The organism is Planktothrix sp., assembly GCF_046067725.1.
Classification (GTDB): domain Bacteria; phylum Cyanobacteriota; class Cyanobacteriia; order Cyanobacteriales; family Microcoleaceae; genus Planktothrix.
The window spans coordinates 1-13,450 of sequence record NZ_JBJUDF010000049.1 but is presented as its reverse complement, the minus strand read 5'-3'; the positions used below and the strand labels follow the sequence as shown (position 1 = coordinate 13,450).

Sequence of the window (13,450 nt, the reverse complement as noted above, 5' to 3'; positions counted from 1 at the left end):
TTGAAGAAACTTTTTAACTTGCGTCTCGTTAAAAATGCCGTTTTCTTTGACTTCTTGTTTTAAGGTACAACCATCAATATATTCTTGGACTAGATAAAATTGTTTTCCCCCAACAAAATAATCGATGAGGCGAGGAATTTGGGGATGATCCCCAATTTTACCTAAAGTGTTAGCTTCTCGTTGAAATAACTCTCGCGCCATTTCTAAAATTCGGGCGGAGTTTGCAGAAGGACGAAGTTGTTTAACGACACAATTCGGGCGTCCGGGTAACGATGTATCCACCGCGAGAAAGGTGGCTCCAAACCCCCCTTTACCCAAGGGATGAACCACTTGATAGCGATTTCTTAACAGCAATCTCGAACCACAAGCTTTACACTTGAGGGCATCATTGACATTTTCTGGTTGAGGACAGGCTGGATTAACACAGTAGCTCATAGCGTTTGAGATTGCTTTGTACCAGTGGACGGAGGACTTGCAAAACCCATACTTAGAGAATTAAGCCACATCAATGAGCTAAACAGGGGGCTCCTGGTAACTCTTACCTGAATGTCGGCTTTGGGATGATGGCTTGAAGATTTTCAACTCCCATATTAGAAAAGTTTGTCTGTATCTCTATTATCACCTTAGAATCGTTAACTTCCGTATCCGCTTTTCCAACCTGTGTAAAGATTGAGTAAAGTTTTCGTATTTTTACCGGAATACAAACTTGACACTAGGATAACAGTTCGATCCATGAAATGGGAAGGAGAGGAATGGGGGGTTTGTTGGCGGTGGTTTGCGGGTGCTGGTTGGTTCACCGTTGACTGTCAACACTCCTCTTCCTCTGAGCTTAACCACAAAGCGGCTATAGGCTTTCTCGACTGAGTTTTGATGTCTTACTTCACCCGAACTTCGATGACTGTACCGTTGAAGTTGTAGTTTTTACCGTCAAGTTCTACGGTAGTACCGACTTTGATTTTAATATTGCCCAGAACCGGGCCAGTTTCGGTAACTTGGCCTTTTCCTTCTAAGGTTAAGAGCAAATTGTTGTTAAACAAAACATCGGCGGTGGGGTCGGGAAGCGGCTTTAAGGTTCCATTAGGTTGCGTTACGGGGATAATTCTCGGTAAAAATTCTATGTTGTTGAGAGTGACTTGACCGTAGGGTTGATTCCGAATAATTAAGTTTGTTTTTTCTCCCGTTTTAAATAATTCTTTGGCGTTACGACTTTTGAGTCCCACCACCAGAACATCCACTTCAACAGGACGGGTACTAACACCGACTTGAGCAACGGAACCGGATGTCCCAGGATAGAAGAAAATGCCAAAAATGACCAGTAAAATGACAAAAGCTGCACCCAAATCCAGAATGCTAATTTTACCAAAAAGACGACCTTGAGAATCTACAATTTTCATAGGATCAATGAACCGTAACAATTACCAATGATTGAACTGTATTAACTGAGAAACAAGGGTTTTCGTGGAGTCTTCAAGCCGTGGTTCGGTGATGAAAGATTATCCTCAAAAAATTTTATAGCAATTGCAGTGACAAAATAATGACTATTTCCTGAGACAATGGATTGAAGTAGTCTGCTGTTGTTTTATGAATATAGCTAATTTTTTCTTGCTCTCCAGACCTAATCGCCATTTCTGATGTCTTTGTCAGTGCATAATTCTAAGTGAGGGAGTAGTTCAAGAGCCAAGAAACTAAAAGAACGGCTTTAGCACTGGCTAGGTTTTGGCTATGATTAGGATAGAGTCTGGATATAACGAGATTTGTAATCATAAATTAGAGTCAATCAATTTTACAACAAAATTTCTCGAATTCTACCATAGCCTCTATCGGCTGATTGATCCTACCTGGTGTAACCCATACCCCCTGAGTCTCTAATTTGGTCTTCTGTTTGATCATGTTCGACTCCTGCAATATCACTCAGAGGTCGCTGCAAAATTTAGCTAAGACATCCACTGAAAATACCAATATGCTGGTAGTAATAGTGGGTGTTACCCCACAGGTATCTCAACCCCAACGAGAGCCTCGATCCTTTGCCAAGCCTCTACAAGACCGAGTGCCTACTGATTCCAGCTAGCCCAAACCCAAATAAGCCCTCTATGTTTATTCCCTCAGTTCGTCAAGCTATCAACCGCCATCCTCTGACTACGACACCGGATACTCCTGTGGAAGAGGTGATTTTGTTGATGAGTGGCACCAGTTCCTCCTGTGTTTTGATGATTGAACCGGCTGATACTCCCCAGGAAAAACCGACGATTGTAGGAATTTTTACAGAACAAGATATTATTCAGTTAAATTCAATTGGAGATGCTTTAAAGGGGTTTCCGATTTCTCGAATTATGATTCGTTCATTTCAGACAGTTCGGGAATCAGATCTCAACGATATCTTTACTCTGATGGGAATCTTAGAAAAATATCAAATTCAACACATTCCAATTGTGGATGATCATGGAGGGTTAGTTGGACTCATTAGTGCCAAACATTTTTTACAACTTTCTTCACGAGATCCAGAACGAAGCCAAATCGCACAACGTTTACCCGCCGTTACTCCCCCTATTTCTAACCCGGAATTATCCCCTCAATCTTCTTTAGTTTCATCCCCACCTAAACCGATTTCTCGCCAGCTTTCCGAGCCTCTTTTTTTACCTGATCATTTGATTAAATTAAATCAAATTTATCCCCTAAAAACTTCTAAAATTGTTCAGGTATCAGGAACCTCAACGGTACGAGCATTAACGGAATTAATGTTTAAATATGGGGTGGATGAAGTCGTGATTACAGAAACTGCTCACCCCACTTCCCATTTAAAACCGGATCAGATTTCTAAAACATCCTTAGACTCTAAATTGGTAGGAGTGGTTACCAGTCATGACATTATTTCGGTTCAGGCGTTAGGACTAGATCTCAATACCCTTAAAGCTACTACCATTTGTAATAGACCGCCTTTGGTTTTGCGATCACAAGTTTCCTTAAAAACAGCATTAACCTTAATGCGAAAATATTATTATCAACTTCCGATTATTGTCGTGGATCGCAAAAATCATCCCCTGATGTTTTTGTCTCCGAAAACCATTTTAATGCAAGTCCTTCAACCTAAAACCATGCACAATATGTTGCTGAGTTGGCAGCATCAAGTGGAGGAGAATTTAAAAGCAAATTCCGCTTCTCAAGAGCGTTTATGTTATCAAAATTCACCCTTAAGCAATGAAGCTATTGAAGCGTTAAAACAGAATCAGGAAGGAGTCTACAACTGGAATTTAAAAACCAATGAAATTTTTTATTCTTTCCAGTGGAAAGCGATGTTAGGATATCAAGAATTTGAAATTAAAAACACTTTAGACGAGTGGTTAAGCCGAATTCATCCTCAAGATTTAAGTCAGGTAAAAGCTGCCCTAAAGGATTATTTTTCCCAAAGAAATCATGAATATCTAACAGAATACCGGATTCGCTGTAAAGACGGTCAATATAAATCCGTACTCAATCGAGGTCAAGGATTTTGGAGTGAACAAGGGGAACCCTTGCGCTTAATTGGAACTCAAATTGATTTAGCTTCTTCTTCGTTAGATAAAACCCCATCCTCCCCCTCTTCTTCCTCTACAAAACCTAGTTTAGATGATCCGATTCAGCACTTAAAATCCGTTGTGTTTCAAACCGATACCCAGGGAAATTGGACGTTTTTGAATTCCGCTTGGACAGAGTTAACCGGGTTAGCAGTTGAAAATAGCTTAGGAACCTCTTTTTTAAATTATATTTATTCTCAAGATCGAACAAAAGCCAGCCAATGGTTTGAATCCTTAATGTTAGGTCGATCTCAAGCCCATCAACAGGAAGTCCGAATTTTAGTCTTTAATATTAAAGAACAACAACGAGCAGGACAGCGTTCGCAACCCACAACCCGACGGGTTTTAATTTCAGCGCAATTAACCTTAGATTCCCACAAGCAAATTACAGGAATTATTGGAACTTTACATGATATTACTGAACCATTTAAAGAGTTAGATCAATTAAGAGAACGAGAAATATTAATTCGTCAATTTTATGAAATTACCATTGGAAATTATACGAATTTTGACAGCCGAATTATTGAAATTTTGAGAATGGGCTGTCATCGCTTTGGAATGGATATTGGATTACTAGGGCGAATCTTTGCAGATCGATATGAAGTCATTTCTTCCTATTTAAGTGAAGATTTTCCCTTTGGATTTGCAAAGGGAGATACCTTAGCGATTGAACAAACGTTTGAATGGGAAGCCTTAAAAGCAGAAAACGTGGTTTGTTTAGAATCCATTAAAGAATCAACCTGGAAAGATCATCCGGCTTATCAAACCCGACGGTTAGAATCTTATATTGGGATTCGGGTGATGGTGGGAGGACGAATTTATGGAACCTTAAGCTTTATGAGTCGTAATTCTCGTGATCCCTTTCAAAGCCTGGATTTAGATATTATTAAATTAATGGCAAATTATATCGGAAATGAGATTTCTCGACACAAAGCCCAAGAAATCCTGCAACAACAAAATCAACATTTATTATTACTTAAACAAATTACCCATAAAGTTCGTTCTAAATTAGAAACTCAAGAAATTTTTCAAACCACAGCCACTCAAATTGGACGAGTTTTTGGGGTGAATCGTTGTTCAATTTATACTTATCGTTCTGAACCCTATGCACATTTATCCTGTGTGGCTGAATATCTGGAACCGGGCTATGATTCTACGTTAAATTTTGAAATTTCTGTCACCTATAATCCTTACATTGAAAAACTGTTAGCGGAAGATACTGCTATCGCTGCGGTGGATGTTTTTTCTGAATCTTTATTAGAGTTTTCCGCGCCGATGTGTCGGCGAATGGGATTAAAATCGATGTTAGCGGTTCGGACTTCCTATCAAGGGGATGCCAATGGAATTATTATGCTGCATCAATGTAATAAAATGCGGCAATGGATACCAGAAGAAATTGAATTTTTAGAAGATGTTGCTAATCAAGTGGGATTAACCTTAGCCCAGGCGAAACTGTTAGAAGCGGAAGTTAAAAACCGTCAACAATTAGCGGAACAAAATAAAGCCTTAGAAGAAGCAAGATTAGCTGCAGAAGTTGCCAGTCGTGCGAAAAGTGAATTTCTCGCCACTATGAGTCATGAAATTCGCACGCCGATGAATGCGGTAATTGGCATGACCGGATTACTTTTAGATATGAACTTAACACCGGAACAACGGGATTTTGTCGAAACGATTCGTACCAGTGGGGATGCTTTACTCACGATTATTAATGATATTTTAGATTTTTCTAAGATTGAATCCGGTAAATTAGATTTAGAAAAAAATCCTTTTAAACTTAAAGATTGTTTAGAAGAATCCCTAGAATTACTATCAGCAAAATCAGCAGAAAAAGGAATTGAACTAGCTTATTTAATTGAACCTTCGACACCCCAGATCATTTTAGGAGATGTCACCCGACTCCGCCAAGTTTTAGTGAATTTACTCAGTAATGCGGTGAAATTTACCTCGGAAGGCGAGGTGGTTGTAACGGTGAAAGCAACTGAAGTTAAAAATAGCGGAATTGCATTAGATTCTACCCTGACCATTGCCCATAAAATTTATGATATTCAGTTTGCTGTTAAGGATACCGGAATTGGTATTCCGCCTGATCGAATGGATCGTTTATTTAAAGCTTTTTCTCAAGTGGATGCGTCCACTACTCGCCAGTATGGAGGGACAGGTTTAGGATTAGCAATTAGTCAACGATTGTGTCAAATGATGGGGGGGCAAATGTGGGTGGTCAGCCGATGTCCATCCAATTTTGATAACGATAATCAAGGGTTATTATCTACAATCAGTGGAAATCCCCCCGCCGATTTTGTCGAGGCTTTAGAGTTAGATTCCGGTTCAACATTTTACTTTACTATTCGTGCGGAAGCCCTGCAAAAAGTAGAAGTCGATGAACTGTCAAATTTCCTAGCTGGAAAGCGCTTATTAATTGTTGAAAATCATGGCATTAATCAAACGGTTTTAATTCGACAAGCCAAATCTTGGGGCATGATTCCGGTTTCTGTAAAAACCGGACAGGAAGCTTTAAATATATTAAACAATAATCCTAATTTTGATTTAGTGATTTTAGGGATGAATTTACCCGACATCGATGGAATTACCCTAGCTCAACGAATTCGCGAGTGGGAACGTGACCATGCAGAAATTTTCATCGCCCAAAAACCCCTCAATATTACCTTCTTTAATTATGTTGTTAATACCGATCTCGTGAAACAGGTAGAAAACAGTAAAATTAATTGTGCTGGCTTTATTAATAAACCTCTGAAACAATCTCAAATTTATAATACCTTGGTTCAAATCTTTCACCAATCTAGTGAAACTGCGGTTAAAACCTCTGCCAAATCCTTTGGGGCGGGGACATCTGAACTGTCATCGATTCCATTAGCAAATAATTTACGAATTCTGCTGGCTGAAGATCATGTTGTTAACCAAAAAGTTGCCATTCAAATGTTACAACGATTAGGATATCGGGCTGATATTGCCGGGAATGGATTAGAAGTTTTAGAAGCTTTAAACCGTCAATATTATGATGTTATTTTGATGGATGTTCAAATGCCTTTAATGGATGGGTTAGAAACCGCCCGCCGCATTAGTCAAGAATATGCAGAAGCAAGTGAAAATCGTCCGCCGAAACCTTGGATTATTGCCATGACCGCCAATGCAATGCAAGGCGATCGAGAAATGTGTTTAGCCGCCGGAATGGATGATTATATGACTAAACCAGTGCGTCGCGAGGAACTAGCTAGAGCTTTATCTCAACGTCAACCTGTCCAGATAGTTAACGGTCATGAACTTTCAAAAAAATCAACAGAATCAAACATGAATGGAACTGCGGCTGATTTAGGAGTGGAACAGTACGAAGATGGAAATCAACCATTAGAAATCACCTTTAATTCTTCACTTCGTGACGCTCCGCGAACAGAGTTTGTATCTGTAGACTCTCCCGCCATTGATCCACAAGTGTTACAAAATCTTCGAGAATATGATGATGAAGATGATCCCTTTGTTAATATTTTAATTCAAGATTATTTAGCGGATACACCTCAAAAAATTGCTCAGATTCAACGAGCAATCAAAACTCAAGATATACAAGGATTAAAAGAAGTCTCTCATACCCTCAAATCCAGTAGTGCTCAATTAGGTGCTATTACCTTTTCTGAATTGTGCAAAGAATTAGAATATATGGGGCGGGTTGGTATGGCCGCAGAAAATGGTTCTCGGACTGAATGTTTTACATCAGGAACTGCGGCGGCAGGTTTATTAAAGGTTGAAGCGGAATGGTTACGGGTCAAAGCCACTTTAGAAAAAGAATTAGCTCCAGAAGCTATCAAAATCAAAAATTAAGATTTATTGATTTTTGAAAATCAGCTATTGACGGTTTGAGGTTGATTATTTAAGATAAAATCATGAGGAAAAATTAGCTTAAAGTTGACCAATATTAATGCCATTATGGAAAAAAGTTAGATTAGATTTTCCTCAGCATTTTATAGCATTTTTCAGAACATTTAGAACATTAACTGATCTTGAAACCTCGATCCTGAAATGTTTCTCTTTCTGTTTTTTGTTCCCTGTTCAGTGTTTTCTGCTATAGAATTTCAACTGATTCCAAGATTGAATTTTAAATATGATTCCTGTGATTCTGGCTGGTGGAAAAGGTGAACGGTTTTGGCCTCTGAGTCGGAAACATCGACCCAAACAATTTTTGAGTTTAGATGGGAGTGGTGTTAGTTTATTACAAGCAACCGCAGAACGATTATTACCCTTAACCAATGGTTGGGAAGGGTTGTGGGTGGTAACTTCGGCTTTATTAGAGTCGGGAGTTCAAACTCAACTCCCCCAATTACCTCACGCCAATATTTTAGCTGAACCGGAAGGACGAGATACCGCTCCCGCCTTGGCTTGGACAACCTTAGAAGTGGCTAAACGTTACGGAGAAGATACGGTTGTCGGGTTTTTTCCAGCAGATCATTGGATCGCAGAACCGGAAACATTTCGTCAAACCTTAAGAGCAGCGGAGGAATTCGCAAAAACCCAAGATGTTATTGTGACATTAGGGGTAAAACCCACAAGACCTTCAACCGGATATGGTTATATTGAACAGGGAGAAAACATCGGAACTTTTTCAGGATTTCCGAGTTATAAAGTTGCTCGATTTACAGAAAAACCCAATCGAGAAACGGCTGAAGAATTTTTAGAAACAGGGAGATTTAGTTGGAATGGGGGAATATTTGTATTTCGCGTTGGTGTGGTTTTACAAGAATTAAGAACCTATGTTCCTGAATTAGTCAGTGCGTTGGAAGCGAAAGGAAAAGATGCTTATCCTGAATTGAAAAAAATTAGTATTGATTACGCTTTAATGGAAAAAACACAAAAAGCTTGTGTTTTACCCGTTGAATTTGGATGGGATGATTTAGGCGATTGGAATGGATTAGAACGATTATTAGGGGGAGATAAACCAAATGTAGAACTGGTTAAGCACGTTGGATTAGACACGAAAGGCACGATTTTATTTAGTTCTAATGATGACGATGTGGTGGTGACATTAGGGATTGAGGATTTAGTGATTGTTCGGGATGGGAATGTAACTCTAATCGCCAAAAAAGATCAGACTCAAGATATTAAACAGGTGTTAAAACTCTTAGGAGAGCAATCTGAATTCCAAGATCTCTTGTAATTCTAAAGGAACCTGGATTAACTGATTTTTAAATCGCTTGTAATATTGCATTGTAGGGGTTGGGGTGCCCAACCCTCCAGAGATCTCGGTAGTTTTATTAAGGTTGTAGAACTTGACCCACAACTTGAGATAACTCTTGAGCATCAAAGGGTTTTGTCAGGTATTCGGTTGCACCCGCCAAACGGCCTTGAACCTTATCAAAAGGGCCATCTCGTGCCGTTAACATAATAATCGGCAAATTCTGAAACTGAGGAATACTGCGAACCGTGCGACAGAGTTCTAAACCATCAATACCGGGCATGGCGACATCCAGAAGCAAAACCGAAACCCGTTCATGGTAAATCATCGACAAAGCATCAACGGCATTATCGGCTACCAGAACACGGTATTCGTGGCCTAATGCTTGTTTCACCAGTCCTTGCATGACTGTACTATCGTCAACAGCTAAAATAGTGGGTATAGAATCTTGGAGTACAGACATAGCAATTCATGTTCCTGAGTCGAGATGCCCTGCTAATTCACAATCAAGCCTATTCAAAACAGGCTTTTTAGCTGGATCTGAGTGCGACTAGCCATTACTTTCATTATAGAGTAAAAGCATTCTTTCGTTTCAAGAGTAACAATCTCTTATTTTTAAGCGAGATGATCATCATAGGACTGTCATCAATGTGGTTTCTCGATTATCACTCCTTGCCGGCATAAGAATTGTTAAATGATGTAATCTTTTTAATTTAACTTTTGTAAAAAAATAATTTTTTTTAAGTTTTTAGGCAAAATAGACATCAAGTATCACTAAAAAAATGGTGAAATGCCCGTAATTTTTTGAGAAGATTAAATCAAGGTTGAATCATTAAAGATTTAACACTCAGGTCAACCAAGGGCTTTAACCTTTGTTAAGATTAAGGAAAATAAAAAAGTTGTGTGAGATCAGGACTTTTGGACGAACAATGTCATACAGCTAAGGCGAGTCAAACCCATGTCTGTTAACGGTTGGCAATTGATTGTTGACTGTTAACGCTTGGGTCGTCAATTGTCAACGGTTAAAGGGAACTCGGTGCTCAACCCCTAACTGGCCAGTTTCAGAGAGCGTTGAATCCTGACTTCCTGATAGCAAGCCATTCTCCTGTATGGTGATTATCGATGAATGCAAGATTTTTAGGTGAAACCATGTTTAGCCCAGAGGGCAATACTCTTTCTCAGGTCATCCACACGGTTTCGGAAATCCCCTTTGATGATTTGACTCACTTAGCGTCTTATCTAGCTCAAGCTCCCATTGCGTTGATCACGTTTCGGGATGCGACTCATCAGTGGTTAAAATCTCAGGTCGGTTTAACGGGAACGATACACCCCTATCTCAACTTCTGTGAGTTTATTATAGAATTGCACGCCCAGCCCCAATCTACGACGCAGGATCAGGCGGAGATCGAAAATTTATGGCGATGCAAAGTTCCGAACTCTAACTTAACGCTACCATCGGAACCGATTCTGATTCCTGACACTTGGAAGGATAAAAGATTTACAGCCCAATCCTTAGTTCATGGAGATAACCCAATCAGATTTTATCTCGGTTTGCCCTTAATGACGACGGATCATTTAATGTTAGGGATGATCTCGATCATGGATTATTCTCCCCGTCAGTTGCCGTCGGATACGCTTAACGCCTTAATTTCCCTAACTCATCAAATTGTGAGTCAAGTGAATTTACACCGTCAACTGATTCAAACCAAAACAAAATTTAACCAGGTTGAACATATTATTAATGAACGAAAACAAATTTGGGAAGTGGTTCGCCAAGAACGGGATTTTGCTTGTGCAGTTCTCGATACAGTCAGTGCTTTAGTGATGGTTCTTGATCCTGATGGTAAGATTATTCGGTTTAATCGCACCTGTGAAAATCTAACCGGATATTTAGCAGAGGAAGTTTTAGGAAAAACCTTCAATGAAGTGGGACTAAAGCTATTTTCATCTGTAAACTCGAGCCAATCGCCAACTGTACCGGAAAAATCGCAACCAATCATCATGGAGTTTGATGAATCTCTCAAACCCCTAAAAGTTCAACCGTCTTGTTCTAAAACTCATTTGAGATCCGAGACTAACCCTTGGGAAACCGAATGGGTCAAGCCCAATGGTGAACACCTGTGGATTGCTTGGTCACAGACCACCTTGCTACAATCTAATGGCTTGATTCGCTATGTGATTATGACGGGGATTGATATTACAGAACGTAAACAGTCTCAAGAGCGTCTAGGACTTTTAGAACGGGCGATTACAGCTAGTCCCAGTGGAATTATAATTAGCGATTCAACTCAACCGGATTGTCCGATTATTTATTGTAATCCTGCCTTTGAACGGTTAACGGGTTATTGTGAACATGAAGTGTTAGGGATCAATTGTCGGTTTCTTCAAGGGGAGGATACTGATCCCAGGGCATTAACTCAAATTCGTACCGCAATTAAAAAGGAACAGGATTGTACCGTCACCCTGAAAAATTATCGCAAAGATGGCAGCTATTTCTGGAACGAACTTTCAATTTCTCCAGTGCGCGATCCAGATGGACGTTTAACTCATTTTATTGGAATTCAAACGGATGTTACCGCTCGTAAACAATCGGAAGACGCTTTACGACAAAGCGAAGCTCGTTATCGGCTGTTGGCGGATCATGCGACGGATTTGATTTCCCGACATAGCCCCGATGGTCGATTTTTATATGCCTCTCCCGCCAGTCGCCAACTGTTAGGATATGAACCGCAAGAATTAATCGGACAATCGGTTTATGACTTGATTCACCCTACGGATTTAGAACGTTCTAAACAACAATATCTACAACTGGGAAATAGCCCGGATATTTATACGGTTAGTTATCGGATTCGCTGTCGCAATGGAGATTATATTTGGTTTGAAAGTAGCTGTCATGGGTTGCAAAATCCTGACTCAAAAACCATTGATGAAATTATTGCCGTTTCTCGCAATATTACAGAACGGAAACAAGCTGAAACCCTATTGTTAGAACGTTCAAAGTTGTCTCAGTTAGAAGCCATTGTGGGAACGGCTTTGGGACATGGAGGCTCAATTACGACGATTTTAGGCCGTTGTAGTGAGGCGATCGCCCAATATCTCAAGGTAGCTGGAATCAGCATTTGGACATTGAATCTCGATAGTAACCAGTTGGATTTGCAAGCGGCCATCGGGTTAACGGTTCATCCGGGTCATATGACCGAAACCGACGTTTTAACCGATAACCTGCCCTATCCTCTGCCCGCAACAGGTTCTCAAACCCTAGATTTTCCCTTGGTGGTAGAAGGTCGTTTGGTGGGGTTGATGGGGATTCGGAGCGAACAAACCCTCAACGATGAGGTGCGCGGTGTTTTGGGATGGGTCGCGAATGCTTTAGCGGTTGGAATTGACCGGGTGAAAGCAAGGGAAGAACTGCAAAGTCGCCGGGAAGGGTTGTTGTTTCGTTTAGCGAGTCAAATTCGGGATTCTTTAGATATTGATACGATTTTAGGCACGGCGGTGAATGAAATTCGAGCGTTATTGCAAGTGGATCAATGTCATTTTCTGTGGTATTTACCCATGCAGCCGAATCAACAACCGAGTTTTACTGTCACCCACGAAGCCCAAAACCCGAATTTATCCGATGGGTTGCAGGATTATCCTCCTGATCAAATCCCGTTGTTAGCTGAAAAAATTCGCATGGCGATGACAATTCAAGTGGATAATATGCAAACAACAACGGCTTTAGATGAATCCACTTGTCGGTTTTTCCAAGAGGTGGGTATTTTTTCGTTATTGCTATTACCTTTAGAAACTCGATCCGGTCAACGGGGGGCGGTGGTTTGCAATCATTATCAAGTTCCTCGACCTTGGCGAGAAAGTGAGGTGGAGCTTTTACGGGCTGTAGTCGATCAGTTAGCGATCGCCATTGACCAAGCTGAATTATATGCCCAAACCCGCGCCGCCGCCTTGGCAGCCCAGACTCAAGCTTTCCATCTCAGTGAAGCTTTACAGGATTTAAAACAAAAAGAAGCCCAGTTAATTCAAAGTGAAAAGATGTCTTCGTTAGGACAAATGGTGGCGGGAGTTGCCCATGAGATTAATAATCCAGTGAATTTTATTTATGGAAATCTCACTTATGCGAAAGAATACACTCAAGATATTTTAGAATTGCTGGAATTATATCAAGAGATTTATCCGAATCCTAACCCAGAAATTCAAGAAAAATCTCAAGAAATAGAATTAGAGTTTTTAGTGGAAGATTTACCTAAAATTCTATCTTCAATGGAAATGGGGGCTGATCGCATTCGTCAAATTGTGGTGTCTTTGCGGAATTTCTCACGATTAGATGAAGCGGATATGAAGCCTGTTAATATTCATGATGGAATTGATAGTACCTTATTAATTTTGCAAAATCGCTTAAAACCCAAAGGTGCTTTTCAAGGGATTGAGTTAATTAAAGACTATGGTAAATTACCGATGGTGGAATGTTATGCTGGACAATTAAATCAAGTTTTTATGAATATTCTTAGTAATGCCATTGATGCTTTAGAAAATCAACCTGAACCTCGAATTATTAAAATTAGTACGGATGTTGTTCATCCTGATTTGAGGGAAATGAAAGCAAAATATCCTCCTTTGGATCAAGTTAGAATTATCATTCGAGATAATGGCTCTGGGATTGAAGAAAAAGTTAAAAATCGACTCTTTGATCCATTTTTTACCACAAAACCCGTTGGAAAAG

At 40.0% G+C, this 13,450-nt stretch carries 6 protein-coding genes; 3 read left to right on the top strand and 3 right to left on the bottom strand.

Annotated elements, in window-relative coordinates:
• Nucleotides 1-435, bottom strand: a 435-nt coding sequence (locus tag ACKPEB_RS02740) for a serine/threonine protein kinase (protein WP_408963253.1), incomplete at its 3' end; no start/stop codon positions are given.
• A gap of 440 nt (nt 436-875) precedes the next feature.
• Nucleotides 876-1,394: a DUF4330 domain-containing protein gene (locus tag ACKPEB_RS02735; RefSeq protein ID WP_408963252.1), complete on the bottom strand. Its 519-nt coding sequence runs from the start codon at nt 1,392-1,394 to the stop codon at nt 876-878.
• Nucleotides 1,395-2,090: 696 nt separating this feature from the next.
• Between ACKPEB_RS02735 and ACKPEB_RS02730 the strand changes: the two genes are divergently transcribed.
• Nucleotides 2,091-7,382 carry a response regulator gene (locus ACKPEB_RS02730; RefSeq protein ID WP_408963251.1) on the top strand — a complete coding sequence of 1,764 codons (5,292 nt, stop codon included), beginning with the start codon at nt 2,091-2,093 and terminating at the stop codon, nt 7,380-7,382.
• A 280-nt stretch (nt 7,383-7,662) separates the two neighbouring features.
• Nucleotides 7,663-8,712 (top strand): mannose-1-phosphate guanylyltransferase, encoded by a 1,050-nt coding sequence (locus tag ACKPEB_RS02725; protein ID WP_408963250.1) that lies wholly within the window; start codon nt 7,663-7,665, stop codon nt 8,710-8,712.
• Nucleotides 8,713-8,809: 97 nt separating this feature from the next.
• Here the strand turns inward: ACKPEB_RS02725 and ACKPEB_RS02720 are convergent, their stop codons facing one another.
• Nucleotides 8,810-9,193, bottom strand: a complete 384-nt coding sequence (locus ACKPEB_RS02720; protein ID WP_408963249.1) for a response regulator transcription factor — start codon at nt 9,191-9,193, stop codon at nt 8,810-8,812.
• Nucleotides 9,194-9,879: 686 nt separating this feature from the next.
• Here ACKPEB_RS02720 and ACKPEB_RS02715 point away from each other — a divergent pair.
• A partial coding sequence (locus tag ACKPEB_RS02715) for a PAS domain S-box protein (protein WP_408963254.1) occupies nt 9,880-13,450 on the top strand: 3,571 nt, incomplete at its 3' end.

Excerpts from the sequence above, each read along its gene's own strand:
- ACKPEB_RS02735 (WP_408963252.1), bottom strand. The coding sequence starts at position 1,394 with ATGAAAATTGTAGATTCTCAAGGTCGTCTTTTTGGTAAAATTAGCATT.
- ACKPEB_RS02730 (WP_408963251.1), top strand. The coding sequence starts at position 2,091 with ATGTTTATTCCCTCAGTTCGTCAAGCTATCAACCGCCATCCTCTGACT.
- ACKPEB_RS02725 (WP_408963250.1), top strand. The coding sequence starts at position 7,663 with ATGATTCCTGTGATTCTGGCTGGTGGAAAAGGTGAACGGTTTTGGCCT.
- ACKPEB_RS02720 (WP_408963249.1), bottom strand. The coding sequence starts at position 9,193 with ATGTCTGTACTCCAAGATTCTATACCCACTATTTTAGCTGTTGACGAT.